The organism is Pseudomonas sp. BF-R-19, from assembly GCF_019956445.1.
Classification (GTDB): Bacteria; Pseudomonadota; Gammaproteobacteria; order Pseudomonadales; family Pseudomonadaceae; genus Aquipseudomonas; species Aquipseudomonas fluorescens_BH.
The window spans coordinates 25,946-49,730 of record NZ_JAHBDN010000064.1; the positions used below are offsets into that span (position 1 = coordinate 25,946).

Genomic DNA, 23,785 nt, shown 5'->3' on the forward strand with positions numbered 1-23,785 from the left:
GAGCCGATCGAATTTAAGGATTTATAGTGAGCAAGTCTCTGCAAGCCATTCGTGGCATGAACGACATCCTGCCCGAACAGACCCCTCTGTGGCGTCATTTCGAGGGCACCGTTTCGCGCCTGCTGGATAACTACGGTTACAAGCAGATCCGCATGCCGATCGTCGAGTTCACCGAACTGTTCAAGCGTTCCATCGGTGAAGTGACCGACATCGTCGAAAAAGAGATGTACACCTTCGACGACCGCAACGGCGACTCCCTGACCCTGCGCCCTGAAGGCACGGCGGCCTGTGTGCGCGCGGTGCTGGAGCACGGCATCACCGGCGGCGGCCAGGTTCAGAAACTCTGGTACATCGGTCCGATGTTCCGCCACGAGCGTCCGCAGAAAGGCCGTTATCGCCAGTTCCACCAGATCGGTGTCGAAGTGTTCAACCTCGACGGTCCGGACATCGACGCCGAGTTGATCGTGCTGACCTGGCGCCTGTGGGGCGAGCTGGGCATCCGCGATGCGGTGAAACTCGAGCTCAACAGCCTGGGCACCAGCGAGTCCCGTGGTCGTTATCGCGAAGCACTGGTCGAGTTCTTGTCGCAACACCTGGACAAGCTGGACGAAGACAGCCAGCGCCGCCTGAAGACCAACCCGTTGCGGGTCCTGGACACCAAGAACGCCGAGACACAGGCGATTCTGGTCGATGCGCCGAAAATGGCCGACTACCTCGACGAAGAATCCCGTGTGCACTTCGAGGGTCTCAAGGCTCGCCTGGACGCCGCCGGCATTCCTTACGTGATCAACCCGAAGCTGGTTCGCGGGCTGGATTACTACAGCAAGACCGTTTTCGAATGGGTCACCGACAAACTCGGCGCCCAGGGCACCGTATGTGCCGGTGGCCGTTACGACGGCCTGGTGGAGCAGATGGGCGGCAAGCCGACCGCCGGTGTTGGCTTTGCCATGGGCATCGAACGCCTGGTGCTGCTGCTGGAAACCCTGGAGCAGATCCCGCAAGAGATCTCCCGTCAGGTCGACGTCTACCTCTGCGCCTTCGGTGAAGCCGCCGAACTGGCTGGCTTGACCCTGGCGGAGCGCGTTCGTGACCAGTTGCCCAACCTGCGCCTGCAAGTGAATGCCGGCGCCGGCAGTTTCAAAAGCCAGTTCAAGAAGGCCGACAAGAGCGGCGCGCTGTACGCGCTGATCCTCGGTGACGACGAAATGGCCCAGCAAGTGGTAGGTTTCAAACCCCTGCGTGGCCAGGGCGAACAACAAAGCATTGCCTGGGATGCGCTTGCAGCACACCTGGCCACCTGCGTCGTGCAGGGTTGAAGCTGTCTAAACAGCCGAATTAGCGATTAAGGAGTATTGGGGTGTCGAGTACCGAAGACGAACATCTGGCGGATTTCAAGGAGTGGTGGTCACGCAACGGCAAGCCCCTGGTAACTGGCGGCCTGTTGGCGCTGGTCATCGTGTTCGGCTGGCAGGCGTTCCAGAAATATCAGAGCAATCAGTCGCAAGGCGCCTCGATTCTCTATCAGCAATTGCTCGAAACCACGCTGACGCCTGACGGCAAGCCTGATGCGGCCCGTGTTTCGGACCTGGCCGGCAAGCTCAACAGCGAGTTCGGCGGCAGCGCCTACGCGCAGTACGGCAGCCTGTTCGTGGCCAAGGTAGCGGTCGACAGCGGCAAGCTGGACGACGCGGCCACCGAGCTCAAAGCCATTGTCGCCAAACCGGCCAACCCGGCGCTGGGCGAAATCGCCCGTCAGCGTCTGGCCCAGGTACTTGGTGCGCAGAACAAGGCCGACGAAGCACTGAAGCTTCTCGAAGGCGATGCCGACAAGGCATTCCTGGCCACTCGCGAAGAGCTCAAGGGCGACCTGCTGGTGCAGTTGGGTCGTACCGACGAGGCGAGCGCGGCGTATCAAAAAGCCAAGGCGGCACTGTCGGATGAAGCGGCGGTCGGTGGCCTGCAAATCAAGCTGGACGACCTGGCCAAAGGGGATGCGTGACGTGATTCGTTGGAAGCATGCAGCATTGCTGGCCCTGGCCATTTTGGCCGCGGGTTGCAGCAGCAACAGCAAAAAAGAACTGCCTCCGGCCGAACTGGTCGACTTCAAGGAAGAGGTGGTTCTGCACAAGCAGTGGAGTCGTTCGATCGGTGACGGTCAGGGCGAATCCTACAACATGCTGGTTCCGGCCATCGATGGCGATACCATCTATGCCGCCGACGTCACTGGCGTGTTGATGGCGATGGACCGCAACACCGGCGACGTCAAATGGAAGAAAGATCTCGAGCTGCCTGTCTCCGGCGCCGTTGGCGTAGCTTACGGTCTGGTCACCATTGGTACGATCAAGGGTGAAATCGTTGCCCTGGACGCGATCAACGGTGAAGAAAAGTGGCGCGCTCGCGTGTCCAGCGAAGTACTGGCACCGCCAGCCAACAACGGTGACGTCGTGGTGGTTCAGACCCAGGACGATCGTCTGATCGGCCTGGATGCCTCCACCGGTAACCGTCGCTGGATCTATGACAGCACGCCTGCGGTACTGACCCTGCGTGGTACCAGTGCGCCGATCGTGACCAACCGCCTCGCGGTGGCTGGCCTGTCGACCGGTAAAGTGGTTGCCGTGGACATCTCCAACGGCGTGCCGGTGTGGGAACAGCGCGTAGCGATCCCGCAAGGTCGTTCGGAGCTGGAACGCGTGGTCGACATCGACGGTGGCTTGCTGCTGTCGGGCGAGACGCTGTATGTCGCCAGCTATCAGGGGCGCGTTGCCGCCCTGGACTTGCAAAGCGGCCGTCAGCTCTGGCAGCGTGATGCTTCCAGCTATTCCGGTGTCGCCCAGGGTTTCGGTACCGCTTATGTGAGCCTGTCTTCGGGCACCGTTGAAGGCATCGACGAGCGTTCCACCACAGCCTTGTGGAGCAACGACTCGCTGGCCCGCCGTCAACTGTCGGCTCCGGAAGTGTTCTCCAGCTACGTTGCAGTCGGTGACCTGGAAGGTTACCTGCACCTGCTGAGTCAGGTGGATGGTCGTTTCGTCGGCCGCGAGCGCATTGACAGCGACGGCCTGCGTGCCCGTCCGCTGGTGGTGGGTGACACGATTTATGTGTATGGCAACAGCGGCAAACTGGAAGCCCTGACCATTAAGTAAAGGTTTGACTATGCTTGGGGTTAACCCCCCCAGGCTGCTTCACTTGTAGGAGCGAGTTCGCTCGCGATGGACGTCAACGATTACGTTTGCTGTCTGAATAAACGCGGTGTTTTTGCGTTTTTCGCGAGCAAGCTCGCTCCTACAGTGATTGCCCCGAGCACCAGCCGCTGCCTCGCAGCGGCTTTTGTATTTTCTGAAATAACGAAGTGGAGAGCCGCATGGTTCCCGTAATCGCCCTGGTGGGCCGACCAAACGTCGGCAAGTCCACCTTGTTCAACCGCCTGACCAGGACTCGTGACGCCATCGTCGGCGACTTGTCCGGTCTGACCCGTGATCGCCAGTACGGTGAGGCCAAGTGGCAAGGGCGTTCCTACATTCTGATCGACACCGGCGGTATCTCCGGTGACGAGCACGGTATGGACGAAAAGATGGCCGAGCAGTCGCTGCTGGCCATCGAAGAAGCAGATGTCGTTCTGTTCCTGGTAGATGCCAAGGCCGGCTTCACCGCCGCCGACCAGATGATCGCCGAGCATTTGCGCAAGCGTAACAAGCGTTCCTACGTGGTTGCCAACAAGGTCGACAACATCGACCCGGAAATGGCCCGCGCCGAATTCGCTCCGTTGGGCATGGGCCACGCGATCCCGATCGCCGGTGCTCATGGTCGTGGCATCACCCAGATGCTGGAAATCGCCCTGAGTGACTTCCCGAAAGACGACGACGAGCTGGAAGAAGGCGAGGAAGAAGACGTCGCCGAAGGCGAGGAAGCCAAGCGCATTCCTGGCCCAAGCGAAAAAGACGGGATCAAGATCGCGATCATCGGCCGTCCGAACGTCGGCAAGTCGACCCTGGTCAACCGCATGCTCGGGGAAGACCGGGTAATCGTCTACGACCAACCCGGCACCACCCGCGACAGTATCTACATCCCGTTCGAGCGTAACGACGAGAAGTACACGCTGATCGACACCGCCGGTGTGCGCAAGCGCGGCAAGATCCACGAAGAAGTCGAAAAGTTCTCCGTGGTCAAAACCCTGCAAGCGATCAAAGACGCCAACGTGGTGATCTTCGTGATGGATGCCCGCGAAGGCGTGGTGGACCACGACCTCAACCTGCTGGGCTTTGCCCTTGAGGCCGGTCGTGCATTGGTCATCGCGATCAACAAGTGGGACGGCATGACGCCGAGCGAGCGCGACTTCGTCAAGATCGAGTTGCAGCGTCGCCTGTTCTTCGTCGAGTTTGCCGATATTCACTTTATCTCGGCACTGCACGGCACCGGCGTGGGCAATCTCTACGCGTCGGTACAGAACTCGTTCAAGTCCGCGGTTACCCGCTGGCCGACCAGCCGCCTGACCCAGATCCTGGAAGACGCGGTTAGCGAGCACCAGCCGCCGATGGTCAACAGCCGCCGGATCAAGCTGCGTTATGCCCACCTTGGTGGCGCGAACCCGCCGATCATCGTGATCCACGGCAACCAGATCGAGAAGGTGCCGAAGTCCTACGTGCGTTACCTGGAAAACACGTATCGCCGTGTGCTGAAGCTGGTCGGTACGCCGATCCGCATCGAGTTCAAGGGTGGCGAGAACCCGTACGAAGGCAACAAGAACACGCTGACCGACCGACAGGTCAACAAGAAGCGTCGTTTGATGTCGCACCACAAGAAGGCCGACAAGAAGCGTCGCGACAAGCGCTGATTGAGGTTTTTCCCATGGGATGGAAAGGGCGCCAATGGCGCCCTTTTTCATGCCTGCCGTTTGGGCTATCCTCGGACTCCCCCGCGCCGCCGTAGAGCCGGGTGTAGAGCAGGGAACCACCGATGATCACCAGCAAGCTGCCGAATGTCGGCATCACTATCTTCACTCAGATGTCTCAGCTCGCGGCTCAGACCGGCGCGCTCAATTTGTCCCAGGGCTTTCCCGATTTCGCGGCCCCGCAGGCCCTGTGCGATGCGGTCGGTCGGCATATCGCCAGTGGCCATAATCAATATTCGCCAATGTCCGGGTTGCCGGTGTTGCGTCAGCAGATTGCGGCAAAGATCACCCGTAGTTACGGCGTGCAGGTGGATGCCGATAGCGAAGTGACGGTCACCCCCGGCGCGACCCAGGCGATTTTCTGTGCCATTCAGGCGGTTATCCACAGCGGTGACGAAGTCATCGTGTTTGACCCGGCGTACGACAGTTACGAACCTTCGGTGGAGCTGGCCGGCGGTCGTTGCGTGCATGTGCAACTGGGCCTGAACGATTTCAGCATCGACTTCCAGAAACTCGCCGATGCCTTGAGCCCGCGTACGCGGATGATCATCCTCAACACCCCGCACAACCCCAGTGGCGCATTGATCAGCCGTGCCGAACTCGACCAGTTGGCAGCCTTGATCCGCGATCGCGACATCTACGTGATCAGCGACGAAGTCTACGAACACCTGGTGTACGACGGCGTGCCTCACGTCAGCGTGCTGGCCCATGAAGAGCTGTATCAGCGTGCCTTCGTGGTCAGTTCGTTCGGCAAAACCTACCACGTCACCGGCTGGAAAACCGGCTACGTGGTCGCGCCACCGGCCCTGACGGCGGAATTGCGCAAGGTGCACCAATACGTCAGTTTCTGCGGCGTGACTCCGCTGCAATATGCCTTGGCCGATTACATGGCCGAGCATCCCGAGCACGTCGAGGAGCTGCCGGATTTCTATCAGGCCAAGCGTGATTTGTTCTGCGATCTGCTGGTGCCGTCGCGTTTCAGCTTCACCCGGGTGACCGGCACCTATTTCCAGTTGGTCGATTACTCGCAGATCCGTCCGGACCTCAATGACGTCGAGATGGCCCTGTGGATGACTCGCGAGCATGGCGTGGCCAGTATCCCGATCTCGGTGTTCTACCAGACGCCACCGGTCGGCCAGCGCCTGGTGCGGCTGTGCTTTGCCAAGCGTGAGGAGACCCTGCGTGAAGCAGCGGAAAAACTATGCGTGATCTGAGTGCGTTGCCGAAGCTGACCGTTGCGCTGATCCAGACGTCCCTGGCCTGGCACGACCGCCAGGCCAACCTCGAACATTTCGAGCGGTTGCTGGAACAGGCTCGCGGCGCCGACCTGATCATTCTGCCGGAGATGTTCACCACCGGCTTCTCCATGGAGTCCGAGACCCTCGCTGAAGCGGAGAACGGTCCCACCAGCAAGTGGCTGCGGGTTCAGGCGGCAAAGCTTGATGCGGTGATCACCGGTAGCGTGATCGTCCAGGCCGCCGACGGCAGTCATCGCAATCGCCTGCTGTGGGCACGCCCGGATGGCGAGGTGCTGCATTACGACAAGCGTCACCTGTTCCGCATGGCCGGTGAGCACAACCACTACACCCCCGGCGAGCGCCAGGTACAGTTCGAGCTCAAGGGCTGGCGAGTGCGACCGCTGATCTGCTACGACCTGCGCTTCCCGGTGTGGAGCCGTGACGCCCAGGACACCGACCTGCTGCTGTACACCGCCAACTGGCCCGGTGCGCGGCGCCAGCACTGGAACCGCTTGCTACCGGCGCGGGCGATCGAGAACCTGTGCTATGTGGCGGCGGTCAATCGCATCGGGACTGATGGCAAAGGTTTTGCGTATACCGGTGACAGCCAGGTGCTGGATTTCCAGGGTGAGACGCTGCTCAGTGCCGGAGAGGCTGACGGGGTGTTCAAGGTGGTGCTTGATGCGGCAGAGCTGGCGGCATATCGGCAGCGGTTTCCGGCGAATCTGGATGCCGATACCTTCGAGTTCACCTGAAATCTTTACTGTCTGACAGGGCCCCATCGCGAGCAAGCTCGCTCCCACAGTGACCGCGTTCACACCGATCAAATGTGGGAGCGAGCTTGCTCGCGATGGGGCCGGGACAAGCAACACAAAAACAGGCTGGCAAACAAAAAGGCCCCAAGGTTCTCACCTTGAGGCCTTTTGCATTTTAGCGACGCTTACGCCGCTTTCGCTTCCGGCTGGCTCAGCGAGCGGTTCAGTGCGCTGAACAGGGCCTTGAAGCTGGCGGTGGTGATGTTTTCGTCGATGCCGACGCCATGCACCGCACGTTCGCCGTTCACACGCAGTTCAATGTAGGCCGCAGCCTTGGCATTGGTGCCCGCGCCGATGGCGTGCTCGTTGTAGTCCATGATTTCCACCGGTACCGGCAGGCCGGCCACCAGCGCTTCCAGGGCGCCGTTGCCCTTGCCGCGCCAGTGCAGGTTGGTCTCGCCCTGGCCTTGGCTGGCCACTTCCACTTCAACGGCGCTGTGACCGTTTTCTTCCTGCAGGCGATGGCTGACCAGCGCGTACGGGGTGTTGGCCTGCAAGTACTCGCTGTGCAGCAATGCGTGGATCTGCTGGGCGGTCATTTCCAGGCCGAGGCGGTCGGTTTCACGCTGCACGACCTGGCTGAACTCGATCTGCATGCGACGCGGCAGGCTGATGCCGTATTCCTGTTCCAGGAGGTAGGCGATGCCGCCTTTGCCCGACTGGCTGTTGACGCGGATGACCGCCTCGTAGCTGCGGCCGATGTCGGCCGGGTCGATCGGCAGGTACGGTACTTCCCACAGTGCATCGGATTTCTGTTGGGCAAAGCCCTTGCGGATCGCATCCTGGTGCGAGCCGGAGAACGCGGTGTGCACCAGGTCGCCAACGTACGGGTGACGTGGGTGCACCTGGATCTGGTTGCACTCTTCGACGACTTTGCGCACGCCGTCGATGTCGGAGAAGTCCAGCTCAGGGTTCACGCCCTGGGTGTAGAGGTTCAAGGCCACGGTCACCAGGTCGACGTTACCGGTACGCTCGCCGTTGCCGAACAGGCAGCCTTCGACACGGTCAGCGCCGGCCATCAGGCCCAGTTCGGTGGCGGCAACGCCGGTGCCACGGTCGTTGTGGGTGTGCAGGCTGATGATCACGCTGTCACGACGGTTGATGTGACGGCCGAACCATTCGATCTGGTCGGCATAGATGTTCGGGGTCGCGCATTCCACCGTGGCCGGCAGGTTGAGGATCATCTTGTGCTCGGGCGTCGGGTTCCAGACTTCGATCACCGCGTCGCAGACTTCCTTGGCGAACTCCATTTCGGTGGCGCTGAAGGTTTCCGGCGAGTATTCGAAGGTCCACTCGGTGTCCGGCTGCATGGCCGCGTATTTGACGAACAGCTTGGCGGCGTTCACGGCGATGGCCTTGACCCCGTCCTTGTCCTGGTTGAAGACAATGCGGCGGAAGGAAGGGGAGGTCGCGTTGTACAGGTGAACGATGGCTTTCTTCGCGCCGCGCAGGGATTCGAAGGTGCGCTCGATCAGGTCTTCACGGCCCTGGGTCAGCACCTGGATGGTGGTGTCGTCCGGGATGTGGTTGCCTTCGATCAGGGAGCGAACGAAGTCGAAGTCGGTTTGCGAGGCGGCCGGGAACGATGCTTCGATTTCCTTCACGCCGACCTGCACCAGGGTTTTCCAGAAGCGCAGCTTCTTGACGGCGTCCATCGGTTCGATCAGCGACTGGTTGCCGTCGCGCAGGTCGGAGCTGCACCAGATCGGCGCGGCGGTGATGGTTTTCGATGGCCAGGTGCGGTCCGGAATGTCGATGGTCGGGAACGCGCGGTATTTCGAAGACGGGTCTTTGAGCATGCTCATCAGGAAATCCTTATTGTGTTGGCCGAAAAAAGGCGGCCTGCCGGTGGATCAAAAGTTCTTGGACTAACGCTTGGGACGAGGCACCACGATTCAGCCCGGCAGTCGTGCACTGACGAGGCACAGGCTGCTGTGTTGGCGGAGCTGAATGAGGGTGTGAGAGGTTTTCATGCCTTCAACCCTAACCTTGGGGGGGAAAGATGGCAAGCAGTCGAAAAAAATTGAGAGGAATACTCGTGAGCGGGTATTTATCGAGATTTTATTGCTGCGATTGGCAGTGATTGTTTTGTTGTTTGCGCTAGGTTTGAGCGGTGCGCAATTGAAGAAAGCGAGATTTCATGGGGGGGTGGAGGTTGGGGACCACTCTGGATTCTTCTGCTGACTGGAATGCCGTCTTCGCGAGCAAGCCCGCTCCCACAGGGATTGCGCTGTACCTGTGGGAGCGGGCTTGCTCGCGAAGAGGCCATCAGCCTCGGCGAAGATTCAGGGCTGAAACGCACCAATGAAGATAGCCGGATCGACCCGCGCATCGTTCAGGCTGATATTCCAGTGCATGTGCGGCCCGGTCGCGCGGCCGGTCGCACCGACTTTACCGACCACGTCACCGCGGGCCAGTGACTGCCCCACCTTCACGTCGATTTTCGACATGTGGCAGAACATGCTGATAAAGCCCTGGCCATGGTCGACGAACACCGTGTTGCCATTGAAGAAGTAGTTGCCGATCAGGATCACCTTGCCGGCAGCCGGGGTCTTGATTGGCGTACCGCCGGGCACGGCGAAGTCCAGGCCTGAGTGGGGGTTGCGCTCTTCACCGTTGAAAAAGCGTCGCACGCCGAACTTGCTCGACAGTGGCCCGTTCACCGGTTTGTCCAGCAGCAGGTTACTCGGGGTGTTGGGGCTGAACGTGCGGTAGGCAGTAATCTGCTCGGCCAGTTCACGCTCGATGCGCTTGAGATTTTCCGGGTCCGGATTGACCTGTTGGGTGTTCTTCAGGGTGATGCGCTGTTCCGGGTATTGCTTGTTGCCAACCGTAAAGTTCAGATTACGACCGCCGCTGCTGAGCGATTGAGCCCCCGGCTTGACCGTCAGCGGTAGGCCGACAATGGCCAGCCAGTTGTTCTGTTCCTTGACCACCAGCACCGGTTTGCCTTGATAAGTGGCTTTTGGCGCCTGGGCGGACGTGCCCAGGTCCACCACCGCCACGCCGCCCGGCACCGGTTTGTTCAACTGGCGGGTGATGTAGCTGTCGGCGTGGGCGTTGACGGTCAGGAGCAGCAACAGCAACGGAGCAAAGAAACGCGGCATGGATCAATCCAGTAAAGAAAGGGTGACGGGCGTCAGGTGATTGTCTTCGACCCGCACTTGCAGTTCGCCTTCGCCCAGTTTGGCCTTCAGGCGCTGGCCGGTATGGGTTTGCGCGGCGTTGCGGATCGCGTTGCCGCGCTCGTCCAGCAAGATGCTGTAACCACGGCCGAGGGTCGCCAGCGGGCTGACTACATGCAGTGTCTGCATCTGGCTGTGCAACTGCAGGCGACGGTTCTTCAGCCCTTCGCGGATCGCGCGCGGCAGGCGTTCGGCCAGGCTGTCGAGGCGCTGGCGCAGCATTGCCAGTTGCCGGCCCGGATGTTGTGCGGCCAAACGGGTTTCCAGGCGGATCAAGCGTTCGCGACGGGTGTTGAGGCTGCGCTCGAACGCGCGACGCATGCGCATGTCCAGGTCATCCAGGCGTTGCGCTTGCTGGCGCAGGCGCTCACCGGGATGACGCAGGCGCCGGGAAATGCCTTCCAGGCGCAGGCGGTCGCGCATCAAGCGGTCACGCATGCGCATCACCAGCCGTCGGTGCAGGCTTTCGACCCGACGCACCAGGTCGCTGGAGTCCGGTGCCAGCAATTCGGCGGCAGCGGAAGGGGTGGGCGCGCGAACGTCGGCCACGAAGTCGCTGATCGACACGTCGGTTTCATGGCCGACCGCGCTGACAATCGGCGTCACGCAAGCGTCTACGGCACGGGCCACGGCTTCTTCGTTGAAGCACCAGAGGTCCTCCAGCGAACCGCCGCCCCGGGCCAGGATCAGTGCGTCGAAACCGCGGGCATCCGCCAGTTTCAGGGCGCGGACAATCTGCGCCGTGGCTTCGCGGCCTTGTACGGCGGTAGGGATCAGGGTTAATTGCACCTGCGGTGCACGACGGCGGAATACGCTGATGATGTCGCGGATCACCGCCCCGGTGGGCGAACTGATGATGCCGATGCGTTGCGGATGCGCCGGCAGCGGCACCTTGCGTTCGGCACTGAACAGACCTTCGGCGCTGAGCTTTTCCTTGAGCGCATCGAAGGCCAGGCGCAAGGCGCCGTCGCCGGCCGGCTCCACGGTGTCGAGGATCAGCTGATAATCACCGCGCCCCTCGAACAGCGAGACCTTACCGCGCACCTTGACCGCCAGGCCGTCCTTCAAGGCCTGGCGCACCCGTGCCGCGTTCTGCCGGAACAGCGCGCAACGCACCTGGGCGCCGCTGTCCTTGAGGGTGAAATACACGTGGCCGGAAGCCGGGCGGGCGAGGTTGGAGATTTCGCCTTCGACCCAGATGTTGCTGAACACGTCTTCGAGCAACACCCGCGCGCGGCCGTTGAGCTGGCTGACGGTCAGGACTTCGCGGTCCAGGCCGAGTCTTGCAAAGGGATCTTTAATCATGGGGCGCAGTTTAAAGGCTTTTGCCCGGCAATCTCCATGATCCAGCATAAATCCCTTGTGGAGCCACTTGATGTGGGAGCGGGCTTGCTCGCGAAGACAGTGTGTCAGCCCCATTGATCTGGGATGTTAGTCCGCTTTCGCGAGCAAGCTCGCTCCCACAGAGGTAAAGTCGTGGCGCAAGCTCATGGAAGACAGGGAAATGGATGTGATTGAGTTATTGAACCAATGGCCTTTCGGCCCGCTGGACTGGCTGATCATCGGTGCAGGCATCGCCCTGGCCTACATCGTGTTCAGCATCGCCGGTTTCGGTACGGCACTGGTCGCCGGACCGATTCTGATTCTGTTCATGCCGTTGTCGAAAATTGTCCCGCTGCTTGTGCTGCTGGATTTTGTCGCGGCGTTCGGCAACTTGTTACCCTCGCGGCGTGATGTGGCGAAACCGGAGCTGCTGCGCTTGCTGCCATGCATGGCGGTGGGCTGCACCCTCGGTGTGATTTTCCTGCTGAACCTGAAATCCGACCTGTTGCTGCTGCTGATGGGGCTGTTTATCAGCGCCTATGCCATTTACAGCCTGTGGATAAAGGTCCGTCCGGCGCAGTTGTCCGCCGCGTGGGCGCTGCCGATGGGGACAGTGGGCGGAATGTTTGGCGCATTGTTTGGCAGCGGCGGCTTTCTCTATGCGATATATCTGAACAGCCGGTTGCCCAAGGAGGCGGCTCGGGCCACCCAGAGTGCGCTGATCAGTTGCAGTACGGTGGTGCGTTTGAGCCTGTTTGCAATCGCCGGTGTGTATGCCGATCTGCCCTTGCTGGTGCTGGCGGTTTGTCTGTTGCCGGCGATGGTGCTGGGGCTGTGGTTTGGTCGGCGGCTGACCATGAGGTTGTCCCGCGAGGCGTTCGTGCGGCTGGTGACGTGGCTGGTGCTGGCCAGCGGGATTGCGTTGATCGGGCGTTACTTGAGCATCTGAAGATTCAACCTGTGGTGGGGCTTTGTGTGGGAGCGAGCCCCCACCGCAAGTTGTTCAGTCGTTGTACTGGCTTAACAACCGCTCCAGCCGCGCACTGAGGCGACGTTTGATTTCGGTCTCGATGTGCGGGGCGAAATCGTCGATCACGTCTTGCATGATCAACTGCGCGGCGGCGCGCAATTCGTTATCCAGGTGCAGCAAGTCATCCGGGTTCTTGCTGGCGGCAGGCGCCGGCGTCGCCGTGGTGACGGGTTCAACGATGGGGGTAGGGGGTGTCGCTACGACGGGCGGCGAAGGCTCGCTCACGGCGTCGAACAACATCGGGATCTGTTCCTGGTCACCGTCCTCGACCGTGTCGGTCAGCAGGGGCGGTTGCAGGTTGTCATCGCCGAGCAATTGGCGGATCGACTCAAGGTCGTCCAGCAGGTGCGCGGACTGTTGCAGCGGTTTTGGAGTGTCCATTGGAAGGCTCAGAGTCGCTGTAAACGGTGATCTTGCAGAGGATAGCCCTGTTCGCGGTAGAAACGGAAACTCTCCCGCGCGGCCGCTCTGATCGTTGGATCCTCCACCACCACTTCCGCCACCCGGGCGAACCTGTTGGCGAAGGCCGGGACTTTCAGGTCGAGATTGACCAGCAAATCCTGATGCTGACCGCAGTCATCGCCCAAGCCCAAAACAATCAAACCCTCAGGTTCGCTGTCGGCGGGGCCGTGGGGCACGAAGCTTTCGCCCTTGAACGCCCACAGCCGCGCATCGAGATCGTCACGCTGGGCCGCGTCGCTGCAATGCAGGTAGATGCGGTGGCCCATGCGCCAGGCTTTCTCGGTGAGCTTGCAGGCAAAGTCCAGGCGTGCCGAAGGATCGGCGCTGGGCAGGATATAGAAGTCGACTTTGGTCATTGCAGTTCCAGAGCGGCAAGCGGCGTCACCGCAAAGTGACGCCGCCGCCCATCAACGGTTTCAGGCTTTGGCGCGGTCCAGCAGGTATTGGGTCAGCAGGGGAACCGGACGGCCAGTGGCGCCCTTGTCCTTGCCGCCGCTGGTCCAGGCCGTGCCGGCGATGTCCAGGTGCGCCCAGTTCAGGTTCTTGGTGAAGCGCGACAGGAAGCAGGCCGCGGTGATGGTGCCGGCTTTCGGGCCGCCAATGTTGGCGATGTCGGCGAACGGGCTGTCCAGTTGTTCCTGATACTCATCGAACAGCGGCAGTTGCCAGGCGCGGTCGTCGGCGGCTTTGCCGGCGCTCAGCAGTTGGCCGATCAGTTCGTCGTTGTTGCCCAGCAGGCCGGACGTGTGGGAACCCAGGGCAACCACGCAGGCGCCGGTCAGGGTCGCGATGTCGATGACCGCTTGCGGCTTGAAGCGCTCGGAGTAGGTCAGGGCGTCGCACAGCACCAGGCGGCCTTCGGCGTCGGTGTTGAGGATTTCCACGGTCTGCCCGCTCATGGTGGTGACGATGTCGCCCGGGCGCGAAGCGTTGCCGCTCGGCATGTTCTCGGCGCAGGCCAGGATGCACACCAGGTTGATCGGCAGCTTCAGTTCGAGCACGGCACGCAGGGTACCGAACACGCTGGCGGCGCCGCCCATGTCGTACTTCATTTCATCCATGCCGGCGCCCGGCTTGAGGCTGATGCCGCCGGTGTCGAAGGTGATGCCCTTGCCGACCAGTGCGTACGGCTTCTCGGATTTCTTGCCGCCGTTGTACTGCATGACGATCAGGCGCGGAGGCTGGGCGCTGCCCTGGCCGACGGCGTAGAACGAGCCCATGCCCAGGGCCTTGATCTTCTTCTCGTCGAGGACTTCGACTTTCAGGTCCTTGAATTCCTTGCCCAGGTCCTTGGCCTGCTCGCCGAGGAAGGTCGGGTGGCAGATGTTCGGCGGCAGGTTACCCAGGTTGCGGGTGAAGGCCATGCCGTTGGCGATGGCGGTGGCGTGGGTCACGGCGCGTTGCACTTCAGCCTGGGCAGCCTTGATGGTCAGCAGGGTGATTTTCTTCAGGGCGCGGGGTTCGGCTTTCTGGCTCTTGAACTGGTCGAAGCTGTACTCGCCGTCCACCAGGGTTTCGGCCAGCAGGCGGGTCTTGCCATAGCTATCGCGGCCTTTGACGACCACTTCATCCAGCGCGAGCACTGCATCGCTGCCGCCCAGGCCTTTGAGGGTACTGAGGATGCCGGCGATGATTTTGCGGAACGGGCGGTCACCCAGCTCGTCGTCCTTGCCCACGCCCACCATCAGCACACGCTCGGCCTTGAGGTTCGGCAGGCTGTGCAGCAACAGGCTCTGGCCAACCTTGCCGGCCAGGTCGCCGCGCTTGAGCACGGCGCTGATCGCGCCGCCGCTCAGTTCGTCGAGTTGTCTGGCAACCGCGCCGAGCTTGCGGCCTTCGCCGACGGAGACCACGAGAGTGGCGGTCTTCAACGTTTCGGGGTTGACGCTTTTTACAACCAGTTCCATGTCCGGGTCCCTGAATTGATGGTTATCACGCATGCGCCCGACACCTTATGTGCGTCGATTGCTTATAAATAGAAAGGCGCCAGGATCGACCGGCGACAAAGGCCGCAGTTTGAACCTCGCTACCGGCGGCTGACAACCCTCGGTTGTACGATGTTCATGGTTTTGTGGGCCACTGTAGGAGCGAGCTTGCTCGCGAGAAACCCGAGGACGCCGCAGGGTGTCAGGCATCCAGCGTTATCGTTCACACCCATCGCGAGCGAGCTCGCTCCTACACCCCCCCAATGTATTGCGCAGTGACAGGCGCACCCAATCACAGGATAATGCGCCATCTTTTTTCGGCGGCTCTGCCTTGCGGGCCGCCCGATACGTTTGCTTGTTTGGCCGCCTTAGCCTGACAACCCTGGAGTGTCTGGTTTGATCGTCTTCCGTTATCTATCCCGCGAAGTCCTGTTGACCTTGAGCGCCGTCAGCGCCGTGTTGCTGGTCATCATCATGAGCGGCCGCTTCATCAAGTACCTCGCCCAGGCGGCCTCGGGCCTGCTGGATCCGGGCTCGCTGTTCCTGATCATGGGCTTTCGCCTGCCAGGGTTTCTCCAGCTGATCCTGCCGCTGGGGCTGTTTCTCGGGATCCTGTTGTCCTACGGGCGCCTGTACCTCGAAAGCGAAATGACCGTGCTCTCGGCCACCGGCATGAGCCAGCAGCGGCTGTTTTGCATGACGCTGTTCCCGGCCACCCTGGTTGCGCTCCTCGTGGCGTGGTTGAGCCTGAGCCTGGCGCCACAGGGGGCCAATCAGTTTCAGTTGCTGCTGAACAAGCAGGACGCCCTGACCGAATTCGATACCCTGGAGCCAGGACGCTTCCAGGCCCTGCGTGACGGCACCCGAGTTACCTACACCGAGCGCATGTCGGATGACCGCGTCAATCTGGGTGGTGTGTTCATCTCGCAGAAAAACATCAGTTCCAATAACAAGGATCGCGGGATTTCTGTGCTGGTGGCGGAAACTGGGCGTCAGGAAATTCGTCCGGACGGCAACCGCTACCTGATCCTTGATAACGGCTATCGCTATGATGGTAGTCCGGGGCAGGCCGACTACAGGGCGATCAAGTACGACGAGTACGGCGTATTGCTGCCAAAGCCGGACGTCAGCGACGAAGTCACCGACCGTGACGCGATGCCGACCAGTAAGTTGATCGGCAGTGAAGACATTCGCATGCGCGCCGAGTTGCAGTGGCGCCTGTCGCTGCCATTGCTGGTGTTCATCGTGACCTTGATGGCGGTGCCGTTGTCGCGGGTCAACCCGCGTCAGGGCCGATTCCTCAAATTACTGCCGGCGATTCTTCTTTATATGGCTTACCTGACCATTCTGATTGCCGCCCGTGGTGCCCTCGACAAGGGCAAGATCCCTGCGGTGTTTGGTTTGTGGTGGGTGCACGGGATTTTCCTGTCCATTGGCCTGGGCCTGCTCTATTGGGAACCCTTGCGCTTGAAGAGGGCGAGTCGCCGCAGCGCGCTGGAGGTGGCCCGTGGTTAAGCTGGATCGCTACATTGGTAGCAGCGTGTTCATGGCGATTCTGGCAGTGCTCGGGATCATTCTTGGTCTGGCGACTCTGTTTGCCTTCATCGACGAGATGGGTGAAGTCAGCGATACCTACACTCTGGTCGATGTGCTGAGTTATGTATTGTTGACCGCTCCGCGCCGGATGTACGAAATGCTGCCGATGGCCGCGCTGATCGGTTGCCTGATCGGTCTGGGCAGTCTGGCCAGCAACAGTGAGCTGACGATCATGCGCGCCGCCGGTGTGTCGACCGGCCGGATCGTCTGGGCGGTCATGAAGCCGATGCTGGTATTGATGCTCGCCGGTGTGCTGGTCGGCGAGTACGTCGCCCCGCCTGCTGAAACCGCCGCGCAGGCCAATCGCTCGCTGGCCCAGGGCAGCGGCGATGCACAAAGCGCCAAGCACGGCTTGTGGCACCGCCAGGGCGATGAATTCATTCACGTCAACTCGGTGCAACCCAACGGCATCCTGTATGGCGTGACCCGCTATCGTATCGACAGCGAACGGCACATGCTGTCGGCGAGCTTCGCCAAACGTGCCGAGTTCGACACCGATCACTGGCAGTTGACGGATGTCACGACCACGCTGTTCCACGAGCGCAGCACTGAAGTGGTGTCGACTCCGGTCGAGCGTTGGAACGTGGCCTTGAGTCCGCAATTGCTGAGCACTGTGGTCATGGTGCCAGAGTCGCTGTCGATAAGCGGGTTGTGGGGTTATATCCACTATCTGGCGGACCAGGGGTTGAACAACAGCCGCTATTGGCTGGCATTTTGGGTCAAGGTTTTGCAGCCGCTGGTGACTGCCGCTCTGGTGTTGATGGCGATTTCCTTCATCTTTGGTCCGCTGCGTTCGGTGACCCTGGGGCAACGGGTGTTCACCGGCGTGCTGGTGGGCTTCACCTTCCGCATCGTTCAGGATCTGCTGGGGCCTTCGAGCCAGGTGTTCGGCTTCCCGCCGTTGCTTTCGGTGCTGGTGCCGGCAGGTGTTTGTACCGTGGCGGGGCTCTGGTTGTTGCGTCGAGCAGGCTGATGGCGGGCATTTTCCGACCGCATTGACGATAAAAAACGCCCTTGTCGCAAGACCGGGGCGTTTTTGTAGGCACCGTCTGACCTGCGAACGTGACGCTTGCGCCGCGGATCAGGTACAATTCCCGGCTATTTTTCGGCGGGCTATGCCTGCAGCCTTTTTGAGTGTTGATCCGTGAGTGATTTGAGTCATATCCGCAATTTCTCCATCATCGCCCACATTGACCATGGCAAGTCGACGCTGGCCGATCGCTTCATCCAGATGTGTGGCGGCCTCGCCGAGCGCGAAATGGAAGCCCAGGTCCTGGACTCCATGGACCTTGAGCGTGAACGCGGGATCACCATCAAGGCGCACAGCGTCACCCTGTATTACAAAGCTCGCGATGGTATCAACTACCAGCTCAACTTCATTGACACCCCCGGCCACGTTGACTTTACCTATGAGGTGAGCCGTTCGCTGGCCGCCTGTGAAGGCGCGCTGCTGGTGGTCGATGCCGGTCAAGGCGTTGAAGCTCAGTCGGTTGCCAACTGCTACACGGCGATCGAGCAGGGCCTGGAAGTGATGCCGGTGCTGAACAAGATCGACCTGCCACAGGCCGATCCGGACCGTGTTAAAGAAGAAATCGAAAAAATCATCGGCATCGATGCCACCGATGCGGTCGAGTGCTCGGCCAAGACCGGCCTGGGCGTCGACGAAGTGCTCGAGCGCCTGGTCGCCACCATTCCTGCACCGACCGGCAACTACGAAGATCCGCTGCAAGCGTTGATCATCGACTCCTGGTTCGACAACTACCTGGGCGTTGTTTCCCTGGTACGCGTGCGCCACGGTCGTGTGAAGAAGGGCGACAAGATCCTGGTCAAGTCCACCGGCAAGATCCACCTGGTAGACAGCGTCGGTGTATTCAACCCGAAGCACACCCCTACCGCGGACCTCAAGGCCGGTGAAGTGGGCTTCATCATCGCCAGCATCAAGGACATTCACGGTGCGCCAGTGGGCGATACCCTGACCTTGAGCACGACGCCGGACGTTGACGTGCTGCCGGGATTCAAGCGCATCCAGCCGCAGGTCTACGCCGGTCTGTTCCCGGTCAGCTCCGACGACTTCGAAGACTTCCGCGAGGCGCTGCAAAAGCTCACCCTGAACGATTCGTCGCTGCAATACACGCCGGAAAGCTCCGACGCCCTGGGCTTCGGCTTCCGTTGCGGCTTCCTCGGCATGCTGCACATGGAAATCATCCAGGAGCGCCTGGAGCGCGAGTACAACCTGGACCTGATCACCACGGCGCCGACGGTAATCTTCGAGCTGTTGCTCAAGACCGGCGAGACGATCTACGTCGATAACCCGTCGAAGCTACCGGATCTGTCTTCCATCGAAGACATGCGCGAGCCGATCGTGCGCGCCAATATTCTTGTGCCGCAAGAGCACCTGGGCAACGTCATTACCCTGTGCATCGAAAAACGTGGTGTACAGGTCGACATGCTGTTCCTCGGCTCCCAGGTACAAGTGACCTACGACCTGCCGATGAACGAAGTGGTCCTGGACTTCTTCGACCGCCTGAAATCCACCAGCCGCGGCTATGCTTCGCTGGACTACCATTTCGATCGTTATCAATCGGCCAGCCTGGTGAAACTGGACGTGCTGATCAACGGTGACAAGGTCGATGCCCTGGCGCTGATCGTGCACCGTGACAACTCGCACTACAAAGGTCGCCAGTTGACCGAGAAGATGAAAGAACTGATTCCACGGCAGATGTTCGATGTGGCAATCCAGGCCGCCATTGGCGGGCAGATTGTGGCGCGGACAACCGTCAAGGCGCTCAGAAAGAACGTATTGGCCAAATGCTACGGTGGTGACGTCAGCCGTAAGAAGAAGCTGCTGGAAAAGCAAAAGGCCGGTAAGAAACGCATGAAGCAAGTCGGCAACGTGGAGATTCCACAGGAAGCCTTCCTTGCAGTGCTCAGGTTGGATAGTTAGGTCCTATGTCACTAAATTTCCCGCTGTTGCTGGTCATCGCCGTGTTCGTCTGCGGCCTGTTGGCGTTGCTCGATCTGTTGGTCCTGGCCCCGCGTCGGCGTGCCGCCATCGCCTCCTATCAGGGCAGCGTCAGCCAGCCTGACATGGTCGTGGTCGAGAAGCTGAACAAAGAACCGCTGCTGGTTGAATACGGCAAGTCGTTCTTCCCGGTGTTGTTCATCGTGCTGGTGCTGCGTTCGTTCCTGGTGGAACCGTTCCAGATTCCTTCCGGTTCGATGAAACCAACCCTGGATGTCGGCGACTTCATTCTGGTGAGCAAGTTTTCCTACGGGATCCGCTTGCCGGTGATCGACAAGAAAGTCATCGAAGTCGGTGATCCGCAGCGCGGCGATGTCATGGTGTTCCGCTACCCGAGCGATCCGAACGTCAACTACATCAAGCGTGTGGTTGGCTTGCCGGGCGACACGGTTCGCTACACCGCGGACAAGCGTCTGTTCGTCAACGGCCAATCGATTGCCGAGCAACTGGTCGGCTCCGAGCCGGGCACGCTGGGCAGCGCTGAGCTCTACAAGGAAAAACTCGGCGCGGCCGAGCACATGATCCGCAAGGAAATGAGCCGCTACCGTGCAATGCCGGACCATTCGTGGACCGTGCCGACCGGGCACTACTTCATGATGGGCGACAACCGCGACAACTCGAACGACAGTCGCTACTGGGATGATCCGAGCATTCCCAAGGATCTGCTGGGCATGGTTCCCGACAAGAATATCGTCGGCAAGGCCTTCGCGGTCTGGATGAGCTGGCCGGAACCCAAACTCAGTCACCTGCCGAATTTCTCGCGGGTTGGCCTGATCAAGTAATCAGACACGGCGCTGTTGAACACAGCGCCGAATGCATTTCTGGAACCGGCACAATGGGCGCCAGATGCATGAAAACAATGATATTCAGGACGTAATTTTTGAACACAGCGTTAATTGTCCCAAGCCTGCGCCGCCTCGCGGCGATGGCGGTGGAATCCAGCCACGAACTCAGCGTGGGTAAACCGTGAGCGTCTCCTTAAGCCGTCTAGAGCGTCAGCTCGGCTACACCTTCAAGGATCAGGAACTGATGGTCCTGGCCCTGACTCACCGCAGCTTTGCCGGGCGTAACAACGAACGCCTGGAATTCCTCGGTGATGCCATTCTCAACTTCGTCGCCGGCGAGGCGCTGTTCGAGCGCTTCCCGCTGGCCCGCGAAGGCCAGTTGTCGCGTTTGCGCGCGCGTCTGGTGAAAGGTGAGACCCTGGCCGTACTGGCCCGTGGTTTCGATCTGGGCGAATACCTGCGCCTGGGCTCGGGCGAGCTGAAAAGCGGCGGTTTCCGTCGCGAGTCGATTCTGGCCGATGCCCTCGAAGCGCTGATCGGCGCGATCTACCTCGATGCCGGCATGGAAATGGCCCGCGAGCGTGTGCTCGCCTGGCTCGCTGGCGAGTTCGAAGGCCTGACGCTGGTCGACACCAACAAAGATCCAAAGACCCGCCTGCAAGAGTTCCTGCAGTCCCGTGGTTGTGAGCTGCCGCGTTACGAAGTGGTGGATATCCAGGGTGAGCCGCATTGCCGGACGTTCTTCGTCGAATGCGAAATCATCTTACTGAATGAAAAAAGCCGAGGTCAGGGTGTGAGTCGTCGTATTGCCGAACAGGTAGCGGCCGCCGCAGCACTGATTGCCCTGGGTGTGGAGAATGGCAATGATTGATACAAACGCAACTCGCTGTGGCTATGTTGCCATCGTCGGCCGTCCGAACGTGGGCAAGTCCACGCTGCTGAACCACATCCTGGGTCAGAAGCTGGCGATCACCTCGCGCAAACCGCAAACCACCCGTCACAACATGCTCGGTATCAAGACCGAGGGCGATGTGCAGGCGATCTACGTCGACACCCCCGGTATGCACAAGGGTGGCGAGAAGGCCCTGAACCGCTACATGAACAAGACCGCTTCGGCGGCGTTGAAAGACGTCGACGTGGTGATCTTCGTGGTCGACCGCACCAAGTGGACCGAAGAAGACCAGATGGTTCTCGAGCGCGTCCAGTACGTGACCGGCCCACTGATCGTGGCGTTGAACAAGACCGATCGCATCGAAGACAAAGCCGAGCTGATGCCGCACCTGAGCTGGTTGCAGGAGCAGTTGCCGAATGCACAGATCATCCCTATTTCCGCACAGCACGGGCACAACCTCGATGCACTGGAGCGCGTGATCGCCGATCACCTGCCGGAAAACGATCACTTCTTCCCGGAAGACCAGATCACCGACCGCAGTAGTCGTTTCCTCGCCGCCGAACTGGTGCGCGAGAAAATCATGCGCCAGATGGGCGCCGAGCTGCCGTACCAGATCACCGTTGAAATCGAAGAGTTCAAGCAGCAGGGCAAGACCCTGCACATCCATGCCTTGATCCTCGTCGAGCGCGATGGCCAGAAGAAAATCATCATTGGCGACAAGGGCGAGCGCATCAAGCGTATCGGCACCGAAGCGCGCAAGGACATGGAGCTGCTGTTCGACTCCAAGATCATGCTCAACCTGTGGGTCAAGGTTAAGGGCGGCTGGTCCGATGACGAGCGTGCGTTGCGTTCGTTGGGTTATGGCGATCTGTAAACCCGATTGGCGTTGCACCGTAGAACCCTGTGGGAGCGGGCTTGCTCGCGAAGAGGATGTAACATTCAGCAGTGATGTTGACTGTTACGCCGCCTTCGCGAGCAAGCCCGCTCCCACATTGGTTTCAGGTTGTATGTAAAACTGCGCTCCTTCATTGAGAACTGCGATTTCCATGTCCCAAGCGCCCGCCCAACCCGCCTACGTCCTGCACTCCCGCGCCTACCGTGAAAACAGCGCGCTGGTGGACTTCCTCACGCCGCAAGGTCGGCTGCGGGCGGTGTTGCGCAGTGCGCGGGGCAAGGCCGGGACGCTGGCGCGGCCATTCGTGCCATTGGAAGTCGAATTCCGGGGCAAGGGCGAGCTGAAGAACGTCGGGCGCATGGAAAGTGCCGGGGTTTCCACCTGGCTCAGCGGCGAGGCGCTGTTCAGCGGTCTTTACCTCAATGAACTGTTGATTCGCCTGTTGCCCGCTGAAGATCCGCTTCCCTCGGTGTTCGATCACTATGCCGCGACTTTGCTGGCGCTGGCCGAAGGTCGGCCGCTGGAGCCGTTGCTGCGCTCCTTCGAGTGGCGCTTGCTCGATGACCTCGGCTACGGGTTTTCCTTGACGACTGATATTCATGACCAGCCAATCGCGCCGGACGGCCTCTACCGTTTGCAAGTGGATGCCGGGCTGGAGCGGGTCTACCTGCTGCAACCGGGTCTGTTCAACGGCACCGAACTGCTGGCCATGGCCGAAGCCGACTGGTCAGCCCCCGGCGCCCTGTCTGCCGCCAAGCGCTTGATGCGCCAGGCGTTGGCCGTTCACCTGGGCGGCCGTCCACTTGTCAGTCGCGAGCTGTTTCGCAAGCCCTGATCACACCGTATGCTGTGCACCGAACTTTCTCTTCTTCTGGAGCGCTTTCCGTGACCACCAGCACCCGCATTCTTCTTGGCGTGAACATCGACCACGTTGCCACCCTGCGTCAGGCCCGGGGCACCCGTTACCCGGACCCGGTCAAGGCAGCACTGGACGCGGAAGAGGCGGGCGCCGACGGCATCACCGTGCACCTGCGCGAAGACCGTCGGCACATTCAGGAACGCGACGTTCTGCTGCTCAAGGACGTGCTGCAAACCCGCATGAACTTCGAAATGGGCGTCACCGAAGAAATGATGCAGTTCGCCGAGCGCATCCGCCCGGCGCACATTTGCCTGGTGCCGGAAACCCGTCAGGAACTGACCACCGAGGGTGGCTTGGACGTGGCGGGTCAGGAAGCGCGGATCAAGGCCGCGGTCGAGCGTCTGTCGAAGATCGGCTCCGAAGTGTCGCTGTTCATCGATGCCGATGAGCGCCAGATCGAAGCTTCGCGTCGTGTTGGTGCACCGGCCATCGAATTGCACACCGGGCGTTATGCCGATGCCGAGACGCCGACCGAAGTTGCCGAAGAACTCAAGCGTGTGGCCGATGGCGTGGCGTTTGGATTGGCCCAGGGGCTGATCGTCAATGCCGGCCATGGCCTGCACTATCACAACGTTGAAGCGGTGGCGGCGATCAAGGGCATCAACGAGCTGAACATCGGCCATGCGCTGGTGGCCCATGCGCTGTTCGTTGGCTTCAAGTCGGCTGTTTCGGAGATGAAGGCGCTGATTCTGGCGGCTGCTGCCAAAGCTTAAAAACCAACACAAAACCCTGTGGGAGCGGGCTTGCTCGCGAAAGCGGCTTATCATTCAACATCTCTGTTGGCTGACACTCCGCTTTCGCGAGCAAGCC

General features: G+C 60.7%; 22 protein-coding genes. 16 read left to right on the forward strand and 6 right to left on the reverse strand.

Features of this window, described 5'->3' with window-relative positions:
- The first annotated feature begins 26 nt into the window (after nucleotides 1–26).
- From hisS to KGB28_RS18765, 6 genes are all read left to right on the forward strand, one after another.
- Nucleotides 27–1,316 carry a histidine--tRNA ligase gene (gene hisS, locus KGB28_RS18740; RefSeq protein WP_046040930.1) on the forward strand — a complete coding sequence of 430 codons (1,290 nt, stop codon included), beginning with the start codon at nucleotides 27–29 and terminating at the stop codon, nucleotides 1,314–1,316.
- A 41-nt stretch (nucleotides 1,317–1,357) separates the two neighbouring features.
- Nucleotides 1,358–1,999 (forward strand): tetratricopeptide repeat protein, encoded by a 642-nt coding sequence (locus KGB28_RS18745; protein WP_223446979.1) that lies wholly within the window; start codon nucleotides 1,358–1,360, stop codon nucleotides 1,997–1,999.
- Nucleotides 1,992–3,143 carry an outer membrane protein assembly factor BamB gene (bamB, locus tag KGB28_RS18750; protein ID WP_223446981.1) on the forward strand — a complete coding sequence of 384 codons (1,152 nt, stop codon included), beginning with the start codon at nucleotides 1,992–1,994 and terminating at the stop codon, nucleotides 3,141–3,143. Before KGB28_RS18745 ends, bamB begins: the two co-directional genes overlap by 8 nt.
- 218 nt (nucleotides 3,144–3,361) lie before the next feature.
- Nucleotides 3,362–4,831, forward strand: coding sequence for a ribosome biogenesis GTPase Der (gene der / locus KGB28_RS18755; RefSeq protein ID WP_046040936.1), 1,470 nt, complete (start codon nucleotides 3,362–3,364; stop codon nucleotides 4,829–4,831).
- A 122-nt stretch (nucleotides 4,832–4,953) separates the two neighbouring features.
- Nucleotides 4,954–6,102: a pyridoxal phosphate-dependent aminotransferase gene (locus tag KGB28_RS18760; RefSeq protein ID WP_223446983.1), complete on the forward strand. Its 1,149-nt coding sequence runs from the start codon at nucleotides 4,954–4,956 to the stop codon at nucleotides 6,100–6,102.
- Nucleotides 6,090–6,881 (forward strand): amidohydrolase, encoded by a 792-nt coding sequence (locus tag KGB28_RS18765; protein ID WP_223446985.1) that lies wholly within the window; start codon nucleotides 6,090–6,092, stop codon nucleotides 6,879–6,881. Before KGB28_RS18760 ends, KGB28_RS18765 begins: the two co-directional genes overlap by 13 nt.
- A gap of 185 nt (nucleotides 6,882–7,066) precedes the next feature.
- On the opposite strand, the gene leuA is transcribed toward KGB28_RS18765, so the two are convergent.
- Nucleotides 7,067–8,746, reverse strand: a complete 1,680-nt coding sequence (gene leuA / locus KGB28_RS18770) for a 2-isopropylmalate synthase (RefSeq protein ID WP_223446987.1) — start codon at nucleotides 8,744–8,746, stop codon at nucleotides 7,067–7,069.
- Nucleotides 8,747–8,912: 166 nt separating this feature from the next.
- Here leuA and KGB28_RS18775 point away from each other — a divergent pair, with 166 nt between their 5' ends.
- Nucleotides 8,913–9,125 (forward strand): hypothetical protein, encoded by a 213-nt coding sequence (locus KGB28_RS18775; RefSeq protein WP_223446989.1) that lies wholly within the window; start codon nucleotides 8,913–8,915, stop codon nucleotides 9,123–9,125.
- Between the two features lie 101 nt (nucleotides 9,126–9,226).
- Here the strand turns inward: KGB28_RS18775 and KGB28_RS18780 are convergent, their stop codons facing one another.
- Both KGB28_RS18780 and xseA read right to left on the reverse strand, forming a co-directional pair.
- Nucleotides 9,227–10,048, reverse strand: coding sequence for a M23 family metallopeptidase (locus KGB28_RS18780; RefSeq protein WP_223446991.1), 822 nt, complete (start codon nucleotides 10,046–10,048; stop codon nucleotides 9,227–9,229).
- Between the two features lie 3 nt (nucleotides 10,049–10,051).
- Nucleotides 10,052–11,431: an exodeoxyribonuclease VII large subunit gene (xseA, locus tag KGB28_RS18785; protein WP_008053235.1), complete on the reverse strand. Its 1,380-nt coding sequence runs from the start codon at nucleotides 11,429–11,431 to the stop codon at nucleotides 10,052–10,054.
- 199 nt (nucleotides 11,432–11,630) lie between these two features.
- Here xseA and KGB28_RS18790 point away from each other — a divergent pair, with 199 nt between their 5' ends.
- Complete coding sequence (locus KGB28_RS18790) at nucleotides 11,631–12,398, forward strand: sulfite exporter TauE/SafE family protein (RefSeq protein WP_223446993.1); 768 nt, start codon at nucleotides 11,631–11,633, stop codon at nucleotides 12,396–12,398.
- Nucleotides 12,399–12,452: 54 nt separating this feature from the next.
- Here KGB28_RS18790 and KGB28_RS18795 read toward each other — a convergent pair whose 3' ends face one another.
- Genes KGB28_RS18795 through KGB28_RS18805 form a run of 3 tightly spaced genes read right to left on the reverse strand, consistent with a single transcriptional unit; the run spans nucleotide 12,453 to nucleotide 14,848 of the window.
- On the reverse strand, nucleotides 12,453–12,860 hold the full coding sequence (locus tag KGB28_RS18795; RefSeq protein WP_223446995.1) for a DNA polymerase III subunit chi: 408 nt from the start codon (nucleotides 12,858–12,860) through the stop codon (nucleotides 12,453–12,455).
- Between the two features lie 8 nt (nucleotides 12,861–12,868).
- The gene (locus tag KGB28_RS18800; protein ID WP_095945770.1) at nucleotides 12,869–13,297 is read right to left on the reverse strand and encodes a DNA polymerase III subunit chi; all 429 of its coding nucleotides are present in this window, start codon (nucleotides 13,295–13,297) and stop codon (nucleotides 12,869–12,871) included.
- A 60-nt stretch (nucleotides 13,298–13,357) separates the two neighbouring features.
- Nucleotides 13,358–14,848, reverse strand: a complete 1,491-nt coding sequence (locus KGB28_RS18805; protein WP_223447017.1) for a leucyl aminopeptidase — start codon at nucleotides 14,846–14,848, stop codon at nucleotides 13,358–13,360.
- Between the two features lie 414 nt (nucleotides 14,849–15,262).
- Here KGB28_RS18805 and lptF point away from each other — a divergent pair, with 414 nt between their 5' ends.
- The 8 genes from lptF to pdxJ all read left to right on the forward strand — a co-directional run bounded on the left by lptF (nucleotide 15,263) and on the right by pdxJ (nucleotide 23,688).
- The gene (gene lptF, locus KGB28_RS18810; protein ID WP_223446998.1) at nucleotides 15,263–16,381 is read left to right on the forward strand and encodes an LPS export ABC transporter permease LptF; all 1,119 of its coding nucleotides are present in this window, start codon (nucleotides 15,263–15,265) and stop codon (nucleotides 16,379–16,381) included.
- Complete coding sequence (gene lptG, locus KGB28_RS18815; protein ID WP_150726773.1) at nucleotides 16,374–17,435, forward strand: LPS export ABC transporter permease LptG; 1,062 nt, start codon at nucleotides 16,374–16,376, stop codon at nucleotides 17,433–17,435. Before lptF ends, lptG begins: the two co-directional genes overlap by 8 nt.
- 171 nt (nucleotides 17,436–17,606) lie before the next feature.
- The gene (gene lepA, locus KGB28_RS18820) at nucleotides 17,607–19,406 is read left to right on the forward strand and encodes a translation elongation factor 4 (RefSeq protein WP_150754497.1); all 1,800 of its coding nucleotides are present in this window, start codon (nucleotides 17,607–17,609) and stop codon (nucleotides 19,404–19,406) included.
- 5 nt (nucleotides 19,407–19,411) lie between these two features.
- Nucleotides 19,412–20,266 carry a signal peptidase I gene (gene lepB, locus KGB28_RS18825; RefSeq protein ID WP_150754496.1) on the forward strand — a complete coding sequence of 285 codons (855 nt, stop codon included), beginning with the start codon at nucleotides 19,412–19,414 and terminating at the stop codon, nucleotides 20,264–20,266.
- 184 nt (nucleotides 20,267–20,450) lie between these two features.
- Nucleotides 20,451–21,140 (forward strand): ribonuclease III, encoded by a 690-nt coding sequence (gene rnc, locus KGB28_RS18830; RefSeq protein ID WP_008053221.1) that lies wholly within the window; start codon nucleotides 20,451–20,453, stop codon nucleotides 21,138–21,140.
- Nucleotides 21,133–22,035: a GTPase Era gene (gene era / locus KGB28_RS18835; RefSeq protein ID WP_223447000.1), complete on the forward strand. Its 903-nt coding sequence runs from the start codon at nucleotides 21,133–21,135 to the stop codon at nucleotides 22,033–22,035. Before rnc ends, era begins: the two co-directional genes overlap by 8 nt.
- A gap of 172 nt (nucleotides 22,036–22,207) precedes the next feature.
- The gene (recO, locus tag KGB28_RS18840) at nucleotides 22,208–22,891 is read left to right on the forward strand and encodes a DNA repair protein RecO (protein ID WP_223447015.1); all 684 of its coding nucleotides are present in this window, start codon (nucleotides 22,208–22,210) and stop codon (nucleotides 22,889–22,891) included.
- A 50-nt stretch (nucleotides 22,892–22,941) separates the two neighbouring features.
- Nucleotides 22,942–23,688 (forward strand): pyridoxine 5'-phosphate synthase, encoded by a 747-nt coding sequence (gene pdxJ / locus KGB28_RS18845; protein WP_008053219.1) that lies wholly within the window; start codon nucleotides 22,942–22,944, stop codon nucleotides 23,686–23,688.
- The last annotated feature ends 97 nt before the right edge of the window (nucleotides 23,689–23,785 follow it).